The sequence below is a fragment of the Rhizobium indigoferae genome (assembly GCF_034554815.1).
Lineage (GTDB): Bacteria > Pseudomonadota > Alphaproteobacteria > Rhizobiales > Rhizobiaceae > Rhizobium > Rhizobium leguminosarum.
Genome location: NZ_CP140635.1, coordinates 18,385 through 40,244 on the forward strand (window position 1 = coordinate 18,385; position 21,860 = coordinate 40,244).

18 protein-coding genes are annotated in these 21,860 nt (G+C 62.8%); 3 read left to right on the plus strand and 15 right to left on the minus strand.

The features are described 5' to 3' along the window. Nucleotides 1-18: 18 nt before the first annotated feature. The 9 genes from miaB to U5G49_RS00145 all read right to left on the minus strand — a co-directional run bounded on the left by miaB (nucleotide 19) and on the right by U5G49_RS00145 (nucleotide 7,121). Nucleotides 19-1,452 (minus strand): tRNA (N6-isopentenyl adenosine(37)-C2)-methylthiotransferase MiaB, encoded by a 1,434-nt coding sequence (gene miaB / locus U5G49_RS00105; RefSeq protein WP_193446357.1) that lies wholly within the window; start codon nucleotides 1,450-1,452, stop codon nucleotides 19-21. Between the two features lie 96 nt (nucleotides 1,453-1,548). Continuing rightward, nucleotides 1,549-2,346: a lysophospholipid acyltransferase family protein gene (locus U5G49_RS00110; protein ID WP_193446356.1), complete on the minus strand. Its 798-nt coding sequence runs from the start codon at nucleotides 2,344-2,346 to the stop codon at nucleotides 1,549-1,551. 27 nt (nucleotides 2,347-2,373) lie between these two features. Continuing rightward, on the minus strand, nucleotides 2,374-2,802 hold the full coding sequence (locus tag U5G49_RS00115) for a Fur family transcriptional regulator (RefSeq protein ID WP_003544875.1): 429 nt from the start codon (nucleotides 2,800-2,802) through the stop codon (nucleotides 2,374-2,376). 82 nt (nucleotides 2,803-2,884) lie between these two features. After that, complete coding sequence (locus U5G49_RS00120; RefSeq protein ID WP_018244501.1) at nucleotides 2,885-3,385, minus strand: GNAT family N-acetyltransferase; 501 nt, start codon at nucleotides 3,383-3,385, stop codon at nucleotides 2,885-2,887. After that, nucleotides 3,382-4,044 (minus strand): tRNA (adenosine(37)-N6)-threonylcarbamoyltransferase complex dimerization subunit type 1 TsaB, encoded by a 663-nt coding sequence (tsaB, locus tag U5G49_RS00125; RefSeq protein WP_018244502.1) that lies wholly within the window; start codon nucleotides 4,042-4,044, stop codon nucleotides 3,382-3,384. Before tsaB ends, U5G49_RS00120 begins: the two co-directional genes overlap by 4 nt. A gap of 88 nt (nucleotides 4,045-4,132) precedes the next feature. After that, entirely contained in the window at nucleotides 4,133-4,699 is a 567-nt protein-coding gene (locus U5G49_RS00130; protein WP_018447786.1) for a NifU family protein, read from the minus strand. Between the two features lie 219 nt (nucleotides 4,700-4,918). Next, the gene (locus U5G49_RS00135; RefSeq protein ID WP_003544884.1) at nucleotides 4,919-5,410 is read right to left on the minus strand and encodes a universal stress protein; all 492 of its coding nucleotides are present in this window, start codon (nucleotides 5,408-5,410) and stop codon (nucleotides 4,919-4,921) included. Between the two features lie 151 nt (nucleotides 5,411-5,561). Continuing rightward, nucleotides 5,562-6,626, minus strand: coding sequence for a tryptophan--tRNA ligase (trpS, locus tag U5G49_RS00140; protein ID WP_193446355.1), 1,065 nt, complete (start codon nucleotides 6,624-6,626; stop codon nucleotides 5,562-5,564). Nucleotides 6,627-6,722: 96 nt separating this feature from the next. Beyond that, a complete protein-coding gene (locus tag U5G49_RS00145; RefSeq protein WP_018447784.1) occupies nucleotides 6,723-7,121 on the minus strand; it encodes a VOC family protein in 399 nt (132 codons plus the stop codon). Nucleotides 7,122-7,308: 187 nt separating this feature from the next. Between U5G49_RS00145 and U5G49_RS00150 the strand changes: the two genes are divergently transcribed. After that, on the plus strand, nucleotides 7,309-7,737 hold the full coding sequence (locus U5G49_RS00150; protein ID WP_018244506.1) for a YcbK family protein: 429 nt from the start codon (nucleotides 7,309-7,311) through the stop codon (nucleotides 7,735-7,737). A gap of 24 nt (nucleotides 7,738-7,761) precedes the next feature. Here U5G49_RS00150 and murJ read toward each other — a convergent pair whose 3' ends face one another. From murJ to mutS, 4 genes are all read right to left on the minus strand, one after another. Next, nucleotides 7,762-9,342 (minus strand): murein biosynthesis integral membrane protein MurJ, encoded by a 1,581-nt coding sequence (murJ, locus tag U5G49_RS00155; RefSeq protein WP_018447783.1) that lies wholly within the window; start codon nucleotides 9,340-9,342, stop codon nucleotides 7,762-7,764. A 24-nt stretch (nucleotides 9,343-9,366) separates the two neighbouring features. Further along, entirely contained in the window at nucleotides 9,367-12,273 is a 2,907-nt protein-coding gene (locus tag U5G49_RS00160; RefSeq protein WP_193446354.1) for a [protein-PII] uridylyltransferase, read from the minus strand. Between the two features lie 134 nt (nucleotides 12,274-12,407). Further along, nucleotides 12,408-12,683, minus strand: a complete 276-nt coding sequence (locus U5G49_RS00165; RefSeq protein ID WP_018244509.1) for a hypothetical protein — start codon at nucleotides 12,681-12,683, stop codon at nucleotides 12,408-12,410. A 12-nt stretch (nucleotides 12,684-12,695) separates the two neighbouring features. Then, nucleotides 12,696-15,422 carry a DNA mismatch repair protein MutS gene (gene mutS / locus U5G49_RS00170; RefSeq protein ID WP_193446353.1) on the minus strand — a complete coding sequence of 909 codons (2,727 nt, stop codon included), beginning with the start codon at nucleotides 15,420-15,422 and terminating at the stop codon, nucleotides 12,696-12,698. Nucleotides 15,423-15,535: 113 nt separating this feature from the next. On the opposite strand from mutS, the gene U5G49_RS00175 reads away from it, so the two are divergent. Next, nucleotides 15,536-17,821, plus strand: coding sequence for an NADP-dependent malic enzyme (locus tag U5G49_RS00175; RefSeq protein WP_193446352.1), 2,286 nt, complete (start codon nucleotides 15,536-15,538; stop codon nucleotides 17,819-17,821). A 174-nt stretch (nucleotides 17,822-17,995) separates the two neighbouring features. Continuing rightward, nucleotides 17,996-18,535, plus strand: a complete 540-nt coding sequence (locus U5G49_RS00180) for a L,D-transpeptidase family protein (RefSeq protein ID WP_193446351.1) — start codon at nucleotides 17,996-17,998, stop codon at nucleotides 18,533-18,535. Between the two features lie 30 nt (nucleotides 18,536-18,565). On the opposite strand, the gene U5G49_RS00185 is transcribed toward U5G49_RS00180, so the two are convergent. Continuing rightward, nucleotides 18,566-19,444, minus strand: coding sequence for a GNAT family N-acetyltransferase (locus U5G49_RS00185; RefSeq protein ID WP_193446350.1), 879 nt, complete (start codon nucleotides 19,442-19,444; stop codon nucleotides 18,566-18,568). Between the two features lie 108 nt (nucleotides 19,445-19,552). Further along, entirely contained in the window at nucleotides 19,553-21,835 is a 2,283-nt protein-coding gene (locus tag U5G49_RS00190) for a hybrid sensor histidine kinase/response regulator (protein WP_193446349.1), read from the minus strand. Nucleotides 21,836-21,860 lie beyond the last annotated feature (25 nt).

Consider the following 21,860-nt stretch of genomic DNA (forward strand, 5'->3'; position numbering starts at 1 on the left):
GCGGTCGGGCTCCTTAGGTTAAACCGCAGCCTCTGCGCGTTCGGCAAACAGGCTGTTCGTTCCGGTTCCTGTGATTCGCACTTTGATAATGTCACCGATTTGCGATGCTTTTGCATCAACATTCACAGATTGAAGCCAGGGAGAACGTCCGATTAGTTGTTCCGGCATGCGACCGGGCTTTTCGAGCAACAGGTCAATCTCTTTGCCGATGCAGGATTCGGCAAATTCCTGCTGCTGCTTCAGGAGAAGCATTTGCAGGCGTTCCAGCCGTTCTGCCTTGATCTCTTCCGGCACCTGGTCCTTCAGTTCCGCGCCGGGTGTGCCCGGCCGTGTCGAGTATTTGAACGAGAAGGCCTGTGCATAACGGACCTCCTCCACAAGCCTCAGTGTATCCTCAAAATCCTTGTCTGTCTCCCCCGGAAAGCCGGTGATGAAATCGCCCGACAGTGCGATGTCAGGCCGCACCGTGCGGATGCGCGCAATCAGCGCCAGATATTCGGCCGCCGTATGACGCCGATTCATCGCTTTCAGGATGCGGTCCGAACCCGACTGCACCGGCAGGTGCAGATAGGGCATCAGCGCCCTGAGGTCCCGATGGGCATTGATCAGCCGGTCGTCCATGTCGCGCGGATGGCTTGTGGTATAGCGCAGCCGGGCAAGGCCGGGGATCTCGGCCAGCCGGTAGAGCAGGTCGCCGAGGCTCCATGCCTCGCCCCGCGGCCCGGCGCCGTGCCAGGCGTTGACGTTCTGCCCGAGCAGGGTGATCTCGCGCACCCCGCCTTCGGCGAGCTTTTCGGCTTCCTCGACGATCTGGGAAACCGGCCGCGACACTTCCGAGCCGCGTGTATAGGGCACGACACAGAAAGTGCAGAACTTGTCGCAGCCCTCCTGCACCGTCAGGAAGGCGGTAACGCCGCGGGCGCGGATCTTTCGGCTCTCGGCGATCGGCAGATGCTCGAATTTGTCTTCGATCGCATATTCGGTATCGACGACGCGCTGGCCTTGTTTGGCCCGGCGCAGCGCCTCCGGCAGGCGGTGATAGGTCTGCGGGCCGATGACGACGTCGACGGCAGGCGCGCGGCGCAGGATCTCCTCGCCTTCGGCCTGGGCGACACAGCCGGCAACGCCGATCATCATCTCCCGGCCGTCCGCCGCCTTCTTCTTTTTTATCTCGCGCAGCCGCCCAAGCGCCGAATAGACCTTCTCGGCCGCCTTCTCTCTGATATGGCAGGTGTTGAGGAGAACGAGATCCGCCTCTTCCATATCTTCCGTCGGCTCATAGCCGTCGCGGGCGAGGGCATCGCTCATGCGCGTCGAATCGTAGACGTTCATCTGGCAGCCGTAGGTCTTGATGAAGACCTTGCGGCTGTTGCTGCCGTCGCTGAGGGCCTCGTTGGGGCCCTCGTGGGGGATTGCCTTCGGGGCCGGGAGAAGGGCGCTGTCCTGTGTCATGGCGCGCTATTTAGTGGTTTTTGACGCCGGAGAAAATCGAAATCTTGTCTTAGAGCATTTCCTGGTCAGAATGCTGCAATCTGACCAGGAAAGGCTCTAGGAGATTTCCCGCCCGCGCAGTCGGCTGTTCAGCAGGTTGCGGATGCGCAAGGCAATCGTCGCGCTCACCTCCTTGCGGCTGGTATCGGCACGGTAATCCACCGCCTCACCGAAGGAAACTTCGGCGTCGATGGCGCCGCAGCGCACGATATCGATGAGATGCGGCAAGAGGTCGAGATCCCCCGGCCAGGCGGCGAGCCGCCGGTGATAGCGCCCCATGGCGATGCCGTGCACCCTGGTATAGGCAACCGCCACCGGCTGCACCACGACGGTTCCCGTCGGCGACGTCGGCACCGCCATTGCGGCAGCGCCGAACAGCGACGACTTGACCTCCAACAGCCGGTTGCCGTCCGAGGTCGTGCCCTCGGGGAAGAGCACGACGATCTCACCGTCGGCCATGCGCCCGGCGATCTCGGTTGCCTGATGGCCGGTCTTGCGCCGCTCCTCGCGCACGACGAAGACGCTCTTCTGCAGTTTGGCGAGCGTGCCGAAGATTGGCCAGTCGCGCACCTCGATCTTGGCAATGAAGACGACGTCGGCAACGGCCGACATCACCATGATATCCAGCCAGGAAGAATGGTTGGAACAGAGCATCAGCGGCCGGCGATCTTCCAGCTTGCCGCTCACGCGGACGCGGATGCCGAGGCAATAGCAGACGATCCGGTGCCAGACGCGCGGCAGGCTGCGGCGCAGCCGCCAGTCGAAACGCAGCGCCAGCACCTGCAGCGGCATGAGCACGATGCTGACGGCAAGGATGACGACCGCGGCAAAGGCGATGCGCAACCAGGCGATCAAATGCTGGTCTCCCGGGCTGCCATTGCTTCAGAGGTCTTCCTTCTTCAACGGCACGCCGTAAAGCTCCAGCCGGTGGTCGACCAGCCGGAAGCCGTGCTCGCGGGCGATGCGCTCCTGCAGCGCCTCGATCTCCGGCGAGCGGAATTCGATGACCGTGCCGGTCTTCAGGTCGATCAGATGGTCATGGTGTTCTTCCGGCACCGTTTCGTAGCGCGAGCGCCCGTCGCGGAAGTCGTGCCGGGCGATGATACCGGCATCCTCGAACAGTTTCACGGTGCGATAGACGGTCGAGATCGAGATCTTCGCATCGACCTTCACCGAGCGGCGGTAGAGTTCTTCGACGTCGGGATGGTCTTCGGAGTCTTCCAGGATGCGCGCGATCACGCGGCGCTGCTCGGTCATGCGCATGCCGCGTTCGGTGCAAAGCTCCTCAAGGGTCTTGGCTACATCAGTCATCGCCGGCCTATAGAGACATTCGTGTTTCGACAATGCCGCACGGCATTTGCGCCGGCCTGCATGTCATCTTGCTGCCAGGGAACTACCGAAGAACGCGCTTCATGACAAGCGCCGTGGAGAGGGCGCCGTTTTCCTGTCTGTAGTAACCCTGACGTTCGCCGACCTTTTCGAAGCCGAGCTTGCGGTAGAGGCCAAGCGCTGCCGTATTGCCGTTGTCGACCTCGAGAAACATGCTCTCGCCGCCGCGCGACCGCGCTTCCCGCATCGCCGCCTGCATCAGCCGCCAGCCCAGTCCGGCACGGGCGACCTTCGCCTGCACGGCAATGGTCAGGATTTCCGCCTCACCGGCGACATGGCGGGCAAGAATGAAACCCGGAAGCGGCTTTTTCAGGATGGCATTGGTCTGGCGCGCGACGAAGCCGAACACAGTGTCCTGCATCAGCAGGCCGTGAAATTCACCGTCGCCCCAGGGCCGGGCGAAGCGCTCGCCGTGCAGGACGGCGACATCGCGGCAATCCTCGCGCTCCATGGCGATGATCTCGAATTCCGGTTTCAACGTCAGATAGGCTTCCAGCATCGTCATACTCGTCGCGCAATCGCGTATCCGGCCTGCGGTTTGGCATCGGGTCCGCGCAGATAAAGGGGCTTCGGCTTTCCGGCATCGGGGGAGGCGGCAGCGCCCAGGCGCGCCACGATGGAGATCGGGAACCTGTTGGTGTGATCGCCGCCGGCGTCGGCCTTCAGCAGCGCCGTCGCCGAACCGGTGATCTCGCCGTCGAAGCCGGCAGCAAATGCCTGTGCTTCTGCAACGCTGACTGCCCGTGGCGTGTCGAGGGACGAACCGTCGGCTGCGAAGGACTGGAGGTAGATCTCGTCGCGCTTGGCATCCATCGCCGCCAGCACGGCGCGATGAGGCGTCTTGTCGCGCTGGGCTGATGCCATGACCTCGAGTGTCGTGATGCCGACGGCCGGCACATTGAGGGAGAGCGCAAAACCGCGGGCTGCGGCAACACCGACGCGGATACCGGTAAAGGAGCCGGGACCGATGGTGACGGCAAGGCGGTCGATATGAGAAAGTGCCAGTCCCGCCTGATCCAGCGCGCGATCGACGATACCAATCAGATGTTCAGCATGCCCCTTGCCGATCATGTCCGATGCCTCCCCCAGCACCGTATCCCTGCCGCTGTCATAGACGGCGGCAGCGCAGTCCACACCTGCCGTGTCGAGCGCCAGAATGATCATGCCATCAATTTCCGAATAAACTAGTGTCGCCTATCGATAAATCCGTTCGGCCGAACCTGAGGTGAACGGCCGGACGAATTCAAGATTTTTAAGCGGCAATCACTTCCTGCACTTCCGGAACGAAATGGCGCAGCAGGTTCTGCACGCCGTGCTTCAGTGTTGCCGTCGAAGACGGGCAGCCGGCGCAGGAACCCTTCATGTTCAGATAGACCTTGCCGTCCTTGAAGCCGCGGAAGGTGATGTCGCCGCCGTCTTGGGCAACGGCCGGGCGCACGCGGGTTTCCAGAAGCTCCTTGATGGTCAGCACGATCGATTCATCGCCTTCGTCGAAGAATTCGTCGCCGGCATCGGCGTCTTCGGAAAGGATGGAGGCATCGCCCATGACCGGCTTGCCGGACATGAAGTGCTCCATGATCGAGCCTAATATAGCCGGCTTAAGATGTTGCCAGTCGGCATTGTCCTTGGAGACGGAAATGAAATCATAGCCGAAATAGACGCCGGTGACGCCTGAAATTTCGAACAGGCGGGCGGCGAGCGGCGAGGCTGCAGCCTCCTCAGTGCTGCGGAACTCGGCCGTGCCGTTTTCCATCACCACCTTGCCCGGCAGGAACTTCTGCGTGGCAGGGTTCGGCGTGGCTTCGGTCTGAATGAACATCTGATTCTCCATGCGGCCGGCCCATGGTCTCGGCCGTCTTTAGAATTCTTCAAAAGAAGATAAGCCGATTGACGGCTCTAATCAAGAGACTTGTACTCAAGAAAAGCTAGAACAGGATGATTTTAGGCCAAGTCGGCCTAAAATCTGAATCCTGTTCTAAATTAAATAGTTAGAGCATGATGTCGTCCGAAAACCGCTCACACTTTTCGGCATCATGCTCTAGCAGAGGGCATCGATTTCCTCGTTGGTCAGCGTATCCGGCAGCACGGTGACCGGGATCGGAAACGCCGCCGCGCGGCCCGCGACCGAGGAGACCAGCGGCCCTGGACCTTCCTTCGCCGAACCGGCGGCCAGAACCAGGATCGCCACATCGCGGTCTTCCTCGATCACGGCGTTGATCTGTTCGGCAGCACCGCCCTCGCGGATGACGACCTCAGGCTCGATGCCGATGGTCTCGCGCACGATCTGGGCGATCTTGGCAACGACCGCCTCGGCCTCTTCACGCGCTTCGGCCCGCATGATTTCTTCGACGCCGAGCCATTGCTGGAAATCCCCATCCGGGATCACATAGAGCAGCACCAGCCCGCCATTGGAATTCTTCGCGCGCCGGCCGGCATAATGAACGGCGCGTTGGCATTCGGGTGTGCCGTCAATCACCGCCATGAATTTGCGGCGGTGACCTTCGAGCCGTGAGAGTCGCTTCGATACCATGGCGCGGACTCTGACACCCGAAGCGGAAAATTTGCAAGTCCAGTTTTTGCCCTGATGCCCGTGAAGAAATCCTCTTCTCCCCGGGGGAAGGTCGCCTTCTCCCCAGGGGAAGGTCCCCTTCTCCCACGGCGGAGAGAAGAGGAGATTTATCTCAATAGAGGAAGCCGATGACCTCGCGCACTTGGCTCATCGTCACCTCGGCGCGCGCCCTTGCGCGCTCGCCGCCCTTGCGCAGGATCGCGTCGATATGGCTGGTATCGTCCATCAGCCGGCGCATCTCGCCGGTGATCGGCGCCAGCACGTTGATAGCCAAATCGACCAGCGCCGGCTTGAAGACGGAGAACTGCTGGCCGCCGAATTCGGCAAGCACGTCCGCCTTCGACTTGTCGGCGAGTGCGGCATAGATCGCCACCAGATTGTCGGCTTCCGGACGGCCCTGCAGCCCGTCGATCTCGCTCGGCAAGCCGTCCGGATCGGTCTTGGCCTTGCGGATCTTCTTCGAGATCGCGTCCTCGTCATCCATCAGGTTGATGCGCGAGAGATCGGAGGGGTCGGATTTCGACATTTTCTTGGTGCCGTCGCGCAGCGACATGACGCGCGGCGCCGGCCCGCCGATCAGCGGCTCGACCATCGGGAAATAGGCATGCACCGGCTCGTTGCCGACGGTGATGTCGACGCCGTAGCCGGTCCTGCTGATATGCTCGGCATAGTCGAGGTTGAACTTCATCGCGATGTCGCGGGCAAGCTCCAGATGCTGCTTCTGGTCCTCGCCGACCGGCACATGGGTGCCGCGATAGACGAGAATGTCGGCGGCCATCAGGCTCGGATAGGCGTAAAGGCCGAGCGAAGCCTGCTCGCGGTCCTTGCCGGCCTTATCCTTGAACTGCGTCATCCGGTTCATCCAGCCGATGCGGGCAACGCAGTTGAAGATCCAGGCGAGTTCGGCATGCTGCGGCACGGCCGACTGATTGAAGACGATATGCTTTTCCGGATCGATGCCGGCGGCGATGAAGGCAGCGGCGATCGAGCGCGTCTGGCTCGGCATGTCCTCGTGCACGAGCTGGGCGGTGAGCGCATGCATGTCGACGACGCAGTAGATGCAGTCATTGCCTTCCTGCAGTGCCACGAACCGGCGGATCGCGCCGAGATAATTGCCGAGATGCAGATTACCGGTCGGCTGCACGCCGGAGAATACGAGTTTCTTGAATTCGCTCATGTCGTCCTCAATAGGCTGGTGGAGGGCCCCAGGGCTTTGCGCCCATGTTGCTAACGCGGCGGCTTATGCACGGCCGACCGGTCGCAATCAAGGGGTTCAGGCAGCCGCGTGTTGGATCAGATCGAAAGTGTTGCCGTAGGGATCAGCAAAGACCGCCACCGTGCCGTAAACCTCATGACGCGGCTCTTCCAGAAAGCGCACGCCGACTGCCAGCATCGCGGCATGGTCGCGGGCGAAATCGTCGGTCTTCAGAAAGAAGCCGACACGGCCACCCGTCTGATTGCCGATGGCCGCGCGCTGCGTCTCGTCTGCCGCTTGCGCCAGGAGAAACGCGGCTCCATCCCCACCCCTCGGCTTCACCACCACCCAGCGCTTGCCCTCCGGCTGCAGCTCGTCCTGAAGGCAAGCGAAACCGAGACCATCGCAATAAAAAGCCTTGGCGCGGTCGTAATCGTCGACCACGAGGGTGACGAGGAAAAGAGAGTGGATCGTCATGTGTTGCCTCGCGTTTGAGATGTTTATTCCACCTTTGAGCCACAGTTCCCCGGATTTTAAGCCGAATTGATCAACCGACTTACTCATAATTGAGTATAAAATTTCACAAAAAAGCTTTTTTTGAACCGAAAATCCTGCGCCTGGTGCTGGCGCCGTTGGGGTCGCTGGATAGCCGATCGGAGCGACCATGCAGAACGCAATTTTGCTCGCCATGGCAGGCCTTTTCGCCTTTCAATCAGCAACGGGTGCCGTCGGTCAAGACATGAAAAGGCATGGCGTTCATCTTCCAAAACATCAGGCACGTCTCGCCTATACGGTCCAGACAGTCAGCGTTCGTGCCGGCTGCTTTCCAGGGCGCCTGCGAGCGGTCCTGTCGCATATTGCTGCGAAGACCGGCCGACGCCCTGTGATAACCTCGGGCCACAGGCCGCATCCCCGCCGCCATGGGTCGCTGCACGGAAAATGTCTGGCGGCCGATATCAGGATGCCCGGCCTGTCGGAACGCACGATCATTGCTGCCGCAAGAAGCGCGCCGGGCATCGGCGGTATCGGCAGCTATTGCAACGGCATCATCCATGTCGACGTCGGACCGCAAAGGCGATGGGTCGATTGCTGAAGCAATACCGGGAAAAGTGCGCCCTCATCCGTCCTTTGCCGGCGCCGGCTTGCGGTTCAGATTGCGTCGGATCATGCCGAGATTTGCCCCGCCGACCAGGAAAGCGGCGGCGAAATAGATCAGCATCGCAATCGCAATCAGCAGCCCGAGGGTACCGATCTTGGTGACAAGCGGCGCGCCGGAGGCAAGCCAGGGCGCCCAGTGCTGCTTGAGGAAGACGATCGCCGCACCCATGACGGCCGCGGCGACGATCAGCAGAGCGGTGCGCTTTGCCAGCGCCCATTCCCATGTCAGGTGGCCGCGGCGCAAAAGCGTGGTGAACAGCAGCACGGTGCTGATCCAGCCGGCGGTGGCTTCGGCAACCGCGATGCCGGGCGCACCCATATAGGGGAAGAGGGTCAGCGCCGTGGCGCAGTTGGTCGCAACCGCGATGGCCGAAAAGCGCATCGGCGTCTTGGTGTCCTCGCGGGCATAGAAGCCGGGCTGCAATGCCTTGATCAACACGAAGGCCGGCAGGCCGATGCCGTAAATCGCCAGGATCGAGCCGACGACGGCGGTATTTTCCTGATGGAAGGCGCCGCGCTCGTAGAGCACACGGATGATCTCGTCGGACAGGATCCAGAGCGCGAAGGCGGCGGGGATCGTCAGGAACAGCACGAATTCGATCGAGCGGTTCTGCAGGTTTCCGGCCTCGCGCAGGTTGCCGCCCTTCAGCGCCCGGGCCAGTTCCGGCAGAAGCACCACGCCGACGGCGACGCCGACGACGCCAAGCGGCAGCTGATAGATGCGGTCGGCATATTGCAGCGCTGCGATCGCGCCGTCGCGGGACGACGCAATCGCCTGCCCGATCAGCTGGTTGATCTGGGTGATGCCGCCCGTCACCGCAGCCGGCACCGCCAGGATCAGCAGCCGCTTGACGTTCGGTGTCATCTTCGGGAAACGGAAGCCGATGCTCATGCCGGCTGCAAGCACGCCGACATAGACGACGGCGAGCTGCAGGACGCCGGCGGCAAGAACGCCCCAGGAGAGGTACCAGGCCGTCGCCAGCGGATCGGCGCCGGTATAGAGGGCATAAAACAGCGCCCCGATCATCACCACGTTGAGGAAGACGGGCGCGATGGCGGCGGCGAAGAAATGATGCAGCGAATTCAGCATGCCGCTCATCATCGCCGTCAGCGACATGCACATCAGATAGGGAAACATTACCGCCGCCATGCGGATCGTGATCGAGAACTTGTCGGGATCGTCGGCAAAGCCCGGCGCGATGACGAAGCGCACCAGCAGCGGCATGGCAAGCTCCATCACGATGGTGATGAGGAGCAGTACCGAAAACAAGACGCCGAAGACTTCTTCCGAAAAACGCTTGGCGCCATCCGTGCCGTTCGCCTCGATCTCCTTGGCAAAGAGCGGCACGAAGGCGGCGTTGAAGGCGCCCTCGGCAAACAGCCGGCGGAACAGGTTCGGAAAGCGGAAGGCGGCGTAGAAGACGTCGGCCATCGGTCCGGTGCCGAGGGCCGCAGCCATCAGCGTTTCGCGGGCGAAGCCGAAGATGCGGCTGCCGAGGGTGGCGCCGCCGACGGTCGCGAATTTCTTGACGAGGCTCATGCGTTTGGGCTCATGCGTGGTGGCTCATATGGGGGAACCGGCCTTCTTTTCGGTGGTAGGCGGGGTCCGGGCGGTGGCGGCAGGCGCGATGATGCCGGAGGGCATACGCTCGCGCAATTCATCCTCCTCCTCGGCCATGACCGCCTTCATCCGGGCGGTGATGTTGGCGCGCTTGCTGTCGCCTGATATTTTCTGGCCGACCAGATCGGTGACGTAGAAGGTGTCGATCACCTTCTCGCCGAAGGTGGTGATGCGGGCCGACTGGATGTCAAGCGACAGATCAGAGAGCACGGCGGTGATCTCGGACAGCAATCCCGGCCGGTCGAGGCATTCGACCTCGATGACGGTGAACTTGTTCGACAGGCTGTTGGTGATGTTGACCGACGGCGGAATGACGAATGCCTTGCTTTTCTTGCGGTTGCGCGCGCGCGTGGCGATGACTTCGGGCAGCCGCTTGCGGCCGGATAGCACGTCCTCGATCATCCGTCCGATCGTGGCCGCCCGGCGCAGTTCGTCGGCATCGTCGGTAAATTCGCGGCTGACATGGATCGTGTCGAGCGCCCGCCCGTCCGATGTGGTGAAGATCTGGGCGTCGACGATATTGGCCCCGGCCGCAGCACAGGCGCCGGCAATGACGGCGAGCAGTCGCGGATGGTCGGGCGACAGCACGGTGATCTCGGTGATCGCGTGGAAACTGTCGGTGCGCACCGTGGTGGCAAGCGCCTGGCCCGCCTTATCCGACTGGCGGATGAAATGGGCGTGACGGATCTGGTCTTCCAGCGGTACCGAGAGCAGATAGGGCTGGTAGTGCAGCTTGGTATAGGTATTGCGGTCCTTCTGGCTCCAGTCGGCGAGTGCCGAATGCAGCGCTTCGGCAGCGGCATTGGCCCGCTCCTTGCGGGAGACCTCCGAAAAGCCGCCGGCCAGCAGCAGCTCGGTTTCATAATAGAGCGTGCGCAGAAGCTGGCCTTTCCAGCCGTTCCAGACGCCCGGACCGACGGCGCGGATATCGCAGATCGTCAGGATCAAGAGCATCTTCAGCCGGTCGAGCGACTGCACGCGGTCGGCGAAATCGGTGATCGTCTTGCGGTCGGTGAGGTCGCGGGTCTGCGCCACCATCGACATGGTCAGATGTTCCTCGATCAGCCAGACGACGATCTCAGTCTGCTTCTGCGACAGGCCGAAGCGGGCGCAGAGCTTGCGGGCGACGCGGGCGCCGGCGATCGAATGATCCTCCTGGCGGCCTTTGGCGATGTCGTGAAGGAGAACGGCGACATACAGCGCCTCGCGATCCTCGATGCCGGGCATCAGCTTGTTGGCGAGCGGATGCAGATCCTCGGCGCGCCCCTTGTCGATCTCGGAGAGAATGTCGACGGTGCGGATCAGGTGTTCGTCGACCGTGTAGTGATGATACATGTTGAACTGCATCATCGCGACGATCTTGCCGAATTCGGGGATGAAGCGGCCGAGCACGCCGGCCTCGTTCATCCGGCGCAGGATGAGCGCCGGATCACGCTTCGACGTCAGGATCGACATGAACAGGCGGTTGGCCTCGTCATTTTCCCGTAGGCTGTTGTCGATCAAAGCGAGTGAACGGGTGACGCGTTTCAGCGCGTCCGGATGGAATTCGAGCCCGTTGATGTCGGCGACGTGGAAGAGCCGGATGATGTTGACCGGATCGCGCTTGAAGACTTCGGGCTCGGCGAGCGCGATGCGGCCGCGGTCTTCGACGAATTCGACGCTGCCGGCGATCTTGCGGTTGCGATGGGTGAAGCGGCTGATGACGCCGGTGAGGCCCGGGATCGACTTCGCCTGCTGGTCTTCGAGCGCGGCGCAGAGGATGCGCGTGAGGTCGCCGACATCCTTGGCGACGAGGAAATAGTGCTTCATGAAGCGCTCGACGGCCGAAAGGCCCGGGCGGGTGTGATAACCGAAGGCTTCGGCGATCTCGCGCTGGATATCGAAGGACAGGCGCTCCTCGGCCTTGCCGGTCAGGAAGTGCATATGGCAGCGCACCGCCCAGAGAAAATCGTCGGCTTTCTCAAGCAGACGGTATTCGTGCTTGGACAGCACGCCGAGCTTGACCAGTTCCGCCTGGTCGCGCACGTGATAATAATATTTCGAGATCCAGAACAGCGTGTGCAGGTCGCGAAGCCCGCCTTTGCCTTCCTTGACATTCGGTTCGACGAGATAACGCGTGTCGCCTGCCTTGCGGTGGCGTTCGTCGCGCTCGGCAAGCTTGGCGGCGATGAATTCGGGACCGGTGCCGGTGACGATCTCCTTGTCGAAGCGGGTCTCGAGCTCGGTTTCGAGCCGCTGCAGGCCGCAGATGTAGCGCATCTCCAGGATGGCGGTGCGGATGGTCATGTCGGACTTGGAAAGCGCGATGCATTCCTCCACCGTGCGGGTGGCATGGCCGACCTTGAAGCCCATGTCCCAGAGCACGTAGAGCATGAATTCGACCGCCTTGTGCGTCTCTTCCGCCGGCCTCGGCAGGAAGAGGAACAGCAGGTCGATATCCGAGCCGGGCGCCAGCGTGTCGCGGCCGTAGCCGCCGACGGCGGTCACCGAAAACTTGTCCTTCTGATGCGGAAAGATATGGGCGGTGGCGAAATTGTAGAGGGCGGCGATGATCTGGTCCTGCAGCCAGGAAATCCGGTAGGCGCAATTGAGCCCGCCGCCGTCGGCCATCAGTGCGGCGCGCGCCTTCTGCCGACCTTCCGTGCTCGCCTTCTTCAGCACGGCCAGAAGATCGGCGCGCAGGACGGCGGGCCGGCTGCGGTTGGCCTCGGCAACGGCGTCACACTGCTTCTGCAAGAGCTCGACGTCGAGGATATTGGAGAAATCGAGGTCGCGCATCGCTGTCGCCGGGACGGTTTCCTGTTCATGCCGGGCTGCCGGTTCACGGCCTGCCGCTTGTTTCGTCTGCATGCGCTATAGCCCCTTTGCCCGGCGATTGACACGGGCTTTCATACTGCAAGAACCTTTAAATTTGGCGAAATGGTGTTGGTTTGCTGCAAGATGCAAGGGCGCTTTGACGCAAGGCGCCGGCTTTCCCGGAATCCTCAGCCGGCGGCCCGCGCATTCAGCAAATGCAGAACCTGCCGTGTCTCACGCATGATCTCTTCAAGCGCCTGCCTGTCGCATTCGCGATAGCCCGCCTTGGCGATCGACGTTCCGAGTTCGCAGATCATCGCGCAACAGCGGGTGATTTTCAGCATGCCGATCGGCGAAGTCCAGCCGCGGGCGTTGCGGTCCTTATCGGCGCGCCGCATCGTATCGAGCATGGAGCAGATGAGCGAGAGGCGCTCGGTTTCGCGAACCAGTTTTTCCATGAACATGGCGCGCTACTCCTATTTCAGCTTCTTCTTGAGATCGTAAAGCGCATCCATTGCCTCGCGCGGCGTCATGTCGTCAAGGCTCATCGCTTTCAACGCCTCCTCGACCTTGGAGGTCCCTCGGGCCGTATCCTCGCGGCGCACCGCCACCTGGAAGAGCGGCAGGTCGTCGATCAGCTGGCTCGCCGGGTTCTTGCGATCGGCATCTTCCAGACGGGTGAGCACATCGCGTGCCCGCGCCACGACCGAGGCCGGAAGCCCGGCAAGGCGCGCGACCTGAATGCCGTAGGAGCGGTCCGCCGCACCCGGCCCGACCTCGTGCAGGAAAATGACGTCGCCGTCCCATTCCTTGACGCGCATCGTGGCGTTCGACAGCCTGCCAAGCTTTTCCGAAAGCACGGTCAGCTCGTGGAAATGCGTGGCGAAGAGGCCGCGGCAGCGATTGGCCTCATGCAGGTGCTCGACGGCGGCCCAGGCGATGGAAAGACCGTCGAACGTGGCGGTGCCGCGGCCGATCTCGTCGAGGATGACAAGGGAACGGTCGCCTGCCTGGTTGAGGATCGCCGCCGTTTCCACCATCTCGACCATGAAGGTCGAGCGACCGCGCGCCAGGTCGTCTGAGGCGCCGACACGCGAGAAAAGCCGGTCGACGATGCCGATATGGGCTGATGTCGCCGGCACGAAGGAGCCCATCTGCGCTAGAATGGCAATGAGCGCATTCTGGCGCAGGAAGGTCGACTTGCCGCCCATGTTCGGGCCGGTCAGCAGCCAGATCGCCCCGTCCCGGTCATCGGTCTTTGGCGAGAGATCGCAATGATTGGCGACGAAGGGGCCGCCAGCCTGCCGCCGCAGCGCCTGCTCGACAACCGGATGGCGCCCACCGTCGATGGCAAACATCTTCGAACCGTCGACCTGCGGGCGGCAATAGGCCTGCTCCTCGGCGAGAAGCGCCAGACCTGCGGCGACGTCGATGACGGCAAGCGCCCGGGCGCCTGATTTGATCGCCTCGGCTTCCGCAACGACGGCCGCCGTCATCCTGTCGAAGGCTTCGAGCTCGATTGTAAGCGCCTGGTCGGCGGCATTGGCGATGCGGCTTTCGAGATCGGCAAGTTCGGTCGTGGTGAAGCGCATGGCGTTCGCCATCGTCTGGCGGTGGATGAAGCGGGCTTTCGCGTCCGACGTCTCCGTCATCGGTGAGGCATTGCCGGCGGTGACTTCGATGAAATAACCGAGGACGTTGTTGTGCTTGATCTTCAGCGACCGGATGCCGGTTTCCTCGGCATATTGCAATTGCAGGCCGGCGATGACGCGCCGCGACTGGTCGCGCAGTGCGCGGACCTCGTCGAGCTCGACGCTGGCGCCGTCGCGGAGAAAACCGCCATCGCGTTTCAACAGCGGCAATTCGTCGGCAAGCGTGTCGGCAAGCAGCTTCTCCAGCGCCGCGGGAAGGGCCTGCAGCCCGGATAATGCCTGGCCGAGCTCTTCAGGCAGCATCGCCTTGCCGAGCATCGCCGCAACTCCGCCCGCCGCTTCCAGGCCCTGGCGGATCGCCCAGAGATCGCGCGGACCGCCGCGGTCGAGCGCCAGCCGAGACAGCGCGCGCGGCATGTCGGGCACATGTTTCAGCGTGTCGCGCAGATTGCCGCAGAGCAAGGGTTCGCCGATCAGGAAGCCGATCGAATCGAGCCGGGCATTGATGCGGGCGGGGTCGGTCAGCGGCGACATCAGCCGCTCGGCGAGAAGCCTGGCGCCGCCGCCGGTGACGGTGCGGTCGATCGCCTTCAGCAGCGAGCCGTTGCGATCGCCCGAAAGCGTGCGGGCAAGTTCGAGATTGGCGCGGGTGGCAGGATCGATGAACAGCGTCGAAGCGGCACTTTCCCGCTCCGGCTTTCCAAGCGGCGGCCGCTCGGCGATCTGCGTCTTCTCGACATAGGCGACGGCGGCGGCTGCGGCCGCAAGCTCGGCGCGCGAAAAGGCGCCGAAGCCGTCGAGCGTCGCGACGCCGAAATACCGCGCGATCCGCCCTTCGGCGCTGGCGCTGTCGAAGAGCACGGCCGGCTGCGGCACGGCTGTCCGGCCGAGCACGTCGAAGACCGGCTTGAGTTCCGGATCGTGGAAGATCGTGTCGGGCAGGATGAGTTCGCGCGGATCGATGCGCAGGATATCGGCAAGCAGGCGCGAGGCTTCGGTCTCGGCAAGCCGGAAGACGCCAGTGGAAATATCGATCCAGGCAAGCGCCAGCAAGGCCTCGCCGCTGCCGCGAATGCGGGTCAGCGCCATCAGATAGTTGGATTCCGAGGGCGAAAGCAGCTTTTCCTCGGTGATCGTGCCGGGAGTGACGAGGCGGACGACGTCGCGCCTAACGACGGATTTCGCGCCGCGTTTCTTCGCTTCCGCGGGATCCTCGATCTGCTCGCAGACGGCGACACGGAAGCCGAGGGAAATCAGCTTCTGCAGATAGTCGTCGGCCGCATGCACCGGAACGCCGCACATCGGGATATCCTGGCCCATGTGCTGGCCGCGCTTGGTCAGCGTGATACCGAGCGCGCGGGAGGCTTCCAGGGCATCCTCGAAGAACAGCTCATAGAAATCGCCCATGCGATAGAACAGAAGCGAACCCGGATTGTTCGCCTTGATCTCGATAAATTGCTCCATCATCGGCGTCGCCGAGGCACGGCTTTCCGCCGTGGCGAGCTCGGCAGCCGAAAAGGCTTCATTCCCTGTGTCTATTCGTGCATTCACGGAGGTGGAGTTTTTCCCAAAAAAACAGGTGCCAACCCTATCCGCGCGCCGCTATAGATGACAACAGCATTTGAGGAAGAGCAAAGCGTCGCCCACAGGACGTTGGAGGATTTATGCCCGATATCGATAAGAAGGACCGGCCGGTGACGTCTGTTACCGACCAGGAGGCGCTCGAATTTCACGCAATGGGCCGGCCCGGCAAGCTGGAGATCAACCCGACCAAGCCGATGGCGACGCAGCGCGACCTCTCGCTTGCCTATTCGCCGGGTGTTGCCGTACCCGTCAAGGCGATCGCCGCCGATCCGCAGACGGCCTATGATTACACCGCCCGCGGCAACATGGTCGCCGTCATTTCCAACGGCACGGCAATCCTCGGCCTCGGTAATCTCGGCGCGCTGGCCTCCAAGCCCGTCATGGAAGGAAAGGCGGTGCTGTTCAAGCGCTTCGCCGACGTCGATTCCATCGACCTCGAGATCGATACGGAAAATGTCGACGAGTTCATCAACTGCGTGCGCTTCCTCGGTCCCTCCTTCGGCGGCATCAACCTCGAGGATATCAAGGCGCCGGATTGTTTCGTCATCGAAAGCCGGCTGCGCGAGCTGATGGATATTCCCGTCTTCCATGACGACCAGCATGGAACGGCGATCATCGCCGCTGCCGGCCTGATCAATGCGCTGGAGCTGACCGGCCGCGACCTGAAGACGACGAAGCTCGTCTGCAACGGTGCGGGTGCTGCGGCGATCGCCTGCGTCGAACTGATCAAGGCGATGGGTTTTGCGCCTGAGAACGTTATCCTCTGCGATACCAAGGGCGTCATCTACCAGGGCCGCACCGAGGGCATGAACCAGTGGAAATCGGCGCATGCGGCAAAGACCGACACACGCACGCTGGAAGAGGCGATGGAGGGTGCGGACGTCGTTTTCGGCCTGTCGCAGAAGGGCGCGTTTTCGGCCGAGATGATCCGCTCGATGGCGGAGCGGCCGATCATCTTCGCCATGGCCAATCCCGATCCCGAGATCACGCCTGAAGAGGTCGCCCGCATCCGCGACGACGCCATCATGGCGACGGGTCGCTCGGACTATCCGAACCAGGTCAACAACGTCCTCGGCTTTCCCTATATCTTCCGCGGCGCTCTCGATGTGCGCGCTTCCACAATCAACGACGCGATGAAGATCGCCGCCGTCAAGGCGCTGGCAAACCTTGCCCGCGAGGACGTGCCGGATGACGTGGTCGCCGCCTATCAGGGCAATCGGCCGCGTTTCGGGTCGCAATACATCATCCCCGTTCCCTTCGATCCCAGGCTGATCTCGGCGATCCCGGTTGCCGTCGCGCAAGCCGCGATCGAAAGCGGCGTCGCCCGCAAGGTCATCACCGACATGGCCGGCTATGCCCGCGAGCTTTCGGGGCGCCGTGATCCGATCGCCTCGACGCTTGCCAGGCTCTATGAGCGTGTCCGCCGCCATCCGAAGCGGATCGTCTTTGCCGAGGCCGAGGAAGAACAGGTCCTGCGCGCCGCCATGTCCTATGCCAACCAGCAGCTCGGCACCGCCATCCTGCTCGGTCGCGAGGACCTGATCCGGGCGACGGCGGAACGCGCTGGCATCGATCTCAACCGGCCGGGCCTCGAGATCGTCAATGCCCGTATCTCGACCCGGGTCGAGGCGTATATCGACTATCTCTATGCCAGGCTGCAGCGGAAGGGTTATCTCCACCGCGATGCCCAGCGGCTGATCCACAACGACCGCAACCATTTCGCCGCCACCATGGTGGCGCTCGGCGACGCCGACGGCATGGTGACGGGGATTACCCGCAACTATTCGACGGCACTCGAAGATGTGCGCCGCTGCATCGACCAGAAGCCTGGCCATCGCGTCATCGGCGTTTCCCTGGCGCTCTGCCGCGGCCGCACCGTTTTTGTTGCCGATACCGCGGTGCATGACATGCCGACGGCCGAGGAGCTTGCCGATATCGCCGAGGAAGCCGCAGGTCTGGCGCGGCGCATGGGTTATCCACCGCGTGTCGCCCTGCTTGCCTATTCCACCTTCGGCCACCCCTCGGGCGAACGCTCCGAGCGGGTGCGCGAAGCAGTGAAAATCCTCGACAAGCGCCGCGTCGATTTCGAGTATGACGGCGAGATGGCCGCCGATGTCGCACTGAACCGCAAGGTGATGGAGCAATATCCCTTCTGCCGCCTCTCCGGCCCGGCCAACGTGCTCGTCATGCCGGCTTTCCACTCGGCCTCGATCTCGACCAAGATGCTGCAGGAACTCGGCGGCTCCACGGTCATCGGCCCGATCCTCGTCGGCGTCGACAAGCCGGTGCAGATCACCTCGATGGGCGCCAAGGACAGCGACATCGTCAACATGGCGGCGATCGCCGCCTATGGGGCGGGTTCGTAAACCTCGTCCTGCGTTTCTGAGACGCCTTTTGGTGCCCGGCCTTGTGTGTCGGCCGGGCATTTATCCGGCTTTAGACTGCTGCCAAGGGGTGAAGCATCATGAGCGCCAAGGCTGCCAGCCATTGCCCGCCGATCGTGCCCGGGCTCGATCGCGCCTCCTGAAGATGAGATCAAGTTGAGAAACAAGCTTGTCGTTTTAGTCATCGTGGTCGCCAGCTGTTTCGCTTATACGAAATTGATGGCCAGGGTCGGCTCAGGCTCGCCGCCTCCGGATGCGCCATTGGAACAACAGGCTGACCTCATTCGCGTTTATAAATCCGAACGCCGCATGGTCCTTTTGAGACGCGATGCTCCCATCTCTACATACCGGATTTCTTTAGGCACGGCTGCCGATGCCGGGCCCAAGCGACGAGAAGGTGACGAGAGAACACCTGAAGGACGTTACGAAATAGACTGGCGAAATCCAAAGTCCATGGCCTATCTGAGCCTGCACGTCTCCTATCCAAACCCGGATGATCGGCGCAACGCTGAAGCAGGAGATTTTCCTGCTGGGGGCGATATCATGATCCACGGGCTTCCAAATGGCTGGGGCCTTTTCGGAAACGTCCATCACCTGTGGGATTGGACGGATGGCTGTGTTGCAGTAACCAACCCGGAGATGCGGGATATCTGGGCTCGCGTCCCCAACCATACGCCGATAGAGATCATGCCCTGAATTGCCGGGGCCTGGCGACTAGGAAAGGCTCTAGCTCGCGAAGCGGCCGGCGTCGGCGCCGTAGTAATTCAGGTAGCGGTCCGAAATGCTGGAGATCGGCAGCACGATCAGCACGTCGGTCGTGTTGAAGGCATGATCGACGACCGCGCTGGAGCCGACCATCGCGCCGAGGCGCAGATAGCCCTTGATCAGCGGCGGCAGCGCCATCAGCGCTCGCTTCGGGTTGATGGCCTCGACGGGCATCAGGTCCATGTTGCGGGCGAGATCCGGCAGTGCCCCGACGGCCCATTCGTTCTTCGCCAGCACGTTATGATAGAGGAAGGACAGCGCCAGCGCGTGGCTTTCGAGATAGACACCGGGGAATGAGGCGCAGCCGAACATGGCGCTGACGCCGTGTTTCAGCGCATAGGCCCAGTTGCCCTGCCACAGGAGCTCGACGGTGCGCTTGGTGCGGTATTCCGGCAGCACGCAGGAGCGGCCGAGCTCCATGAAGCGTTTGTCGGGATGTTTCGCGATAAGGCCTTCGATTTCGAATTCGGAAGCCGAGTAAAAACCGCCATTGGCGACGGCGACATCCTGACGCAACAGCCGGTAGGTGCCGACGATCTGGTCTTCCGGGTCGCCCTCGATCGAGCGGTCGAGAACGAGAAGATGGTCGCAGACGGCGTCATAGGCGTCGGCATCACGCTGCCGGCGCATGGCATCCAGCGGCAGCTGCGCCTTCATTTCGTCGACGAAGACGCGGTAGCGCACGGCCTGGGCAGCATCGATCTCGCGCGCCGTGCGGGCAAGGCGGGTCTCCAGATTGCCGATGCGGCCGAGGATATCGCCGTCCTTCTGCACAGCAGCCGTCGAGGGTGGGGCAGCCTCCGCGGTGGTGTCACGATTCAGGATGTCGATGGCGGACATGACGATTCTCCCGTTGCCGGCTTATCGACGCCATAAAACACTTCTCTGCGACAGGAAAGTGACATTTTGAATTTCCAAGCGCAAGCAGCGGGCCGGTTCCTGAGGCGCTCAGCGCGCCTCTGCCCGGCGGGCGGAAAGTGCGGCGACCGCCTGAACTTCGGTCAGCAGCCGCACCGGATCGACCGGCTTTACCATGACGCGGTTGGCGCCGTTGAGCAAGACCTGGCGGCGTGAATCGTCGCTCTTGTCGGCAGTCAGGACGATCACCGGCACCGAGGCGAGATCGAGCCGCCGCTCGTGGCCGCGCAGGCGTCCCAGCATGTCGATGCCGTTCCCACCCGGCATCGAGAGATCGCTGATGATGATATCGGGCCGGGCATTCGCCTCGCAGAGCGCGCAGTCGAGCAGCGACTCGAAATCTTCGACATGGCGCACCTTATGCCCGCCCTTTTCCAGGACGACGCGCACCAGCATGGCATTGATCGGATCGTCCTCGCCGAGCAGGATGCTGAGCCCGCTGGCGGGAACCACCGTCTCCGCCACCGAAAGGCCGAAGCCCGGCTGGTTGTCGTTCAGCGCGTCGCGCTTCTCCATGCCGCGCATGCGCCCGCGCAGCACGTCGATCAGCGACTGTTCGCGCAGCGGCCGGATCAACCAGGCATCGAAAAGGTCGAGCGGATGGGCGCTGCGTTCTTCCGGGTTGACGAGCAGGACCTTACGCAGGCCAAGGGCGGCAATTTCGGCGCGATCGGCAAGATGGTCGGAAAATTCCGCCGACATGCGATGGTCGATGATGATGTCGGTCGGCCGCCGTCCGCCCTTTGCCAATCCGAGCAGCGTTGACCGCGCCGTCTCGCCGTCGCCGACAAGATGGCAGAGGCCGCCGAGCGCGGTGATCGTCTCGGCGATGGCGGTGCGCGCGGCACCTGCCGGCGCCAGCAGCACGACGCTGTTGCCGGCAAGCAGCGTGTTTCGCCGGTCGGGGCGCTCGCTGCCGATATCGACTGGGAAGCGGATGGCGAATTCGCTGCCTCTGCCCTTTTCGCTGGCAACCGTCAGAGCGCCGTTGAATTCGCGCATGATGCGGGCGGAGATGGCAAGGCCGAGCCCGGTACCGTTGCTCTTGTCGGCAACGGTCCCGCCCTGCTCGAACTCGCCGAAGACGCGCGCCTGCTCCTCCGCCGTCATGCCTGGACCGCTATCGGTCACAGTGATCAGCAAGTCGCCGGCGTCGAGCGACACGCGGATGAAGACGCCGCCGACCTGGGTGAACTTCACGGCATTGCCGATGACGTTGAACAGAACCTGGCGCAGCCGCGCCGGGTCGAAGCTCATATTTTCAGGGACATCGGATGACACGGTGGCGCCGATCTCGATACCCTTTTCATGCGCCCGGTGGGCGAGCATCTCGACGACGCTTTCCAGAAGCTTGCGCAGCGATTCCGAGCGCGGATGCAGCGCGAAGCGGCCGACCTCGATGGTAGAGAAATCGAGCAGATCCTCGACGAGCTGCGTCAATGCATGGCCGGACTGGCGGATGCTCGCGAGATAGTTCTGCTGCTCCTGCGTCAGCCGCGTCTCCGCAATCAGATGCGTCATGCCGAGGATGCCGGAAAGCGGGGTGCGCACCTCGTGGCTGACGGTGGCAAGCAGCCTCGATTTGGCGGCGCTGTTATATTCAGCCTTCTGGCGGGCCTCCTCGCGGTCCTGCGCGATGAGCCGCTCGTCGGTCACGTCGCGGGCAACGCTTTGCAGCAGCAGGCGGCCGTTCGCCGGGTCGCGGGTAACGACGTCGCGCCAGAGGAAGATGCGCTGGCCTTCCGGTGTCGAGATCTCGACATCGTAGCAGTGCGATATCGGACCGGGGCGGAAGGCAAGGCCGATCTCCTCGCAGGTTCTTCCTTCCGGACGCAGGCGCCCGGTCAGGCGGCGAAAAGTGTCGTTGGCGGAGATGATGCGCCGGTCCATGGTGCGGCTGACCGTGATGTCGCCGAGCACGTCGTGCACGTCGGCAAACAGCTTTGCGCCGGCGTTCCAATCCGGCATGGATTGACCGGGACGCTGCCCGGCCTTGCGCGACCGAACCATCAACAGGGCATAACTGGCGATGACGGCAAGGCCAAGAACGACGAGACCGCCCGAAAGCAGCAGCGGATCGCCGGCATGGGCAAGCAGCATCAGGATCGTTGCGGCAAGAAGGCCGGCGCCGCCCAGCCAGTAGAACAGCAGGCGCCTGGTCGCTGCGGGCCCGCTCTGGCGATCATCGGCTCCCCGGGGTGCCGCTGCGTTCGGTCGTGAGGAAAGGGCCTCCATCCGCTTCTCATGCGGCTTAGCGGCGGGTCCACCGAAGGCGGCGGACAATCTTTCCTGCAACTGTCCCAGGTTCTGCATGCTACCTAGCTAACATGAGGCCCGT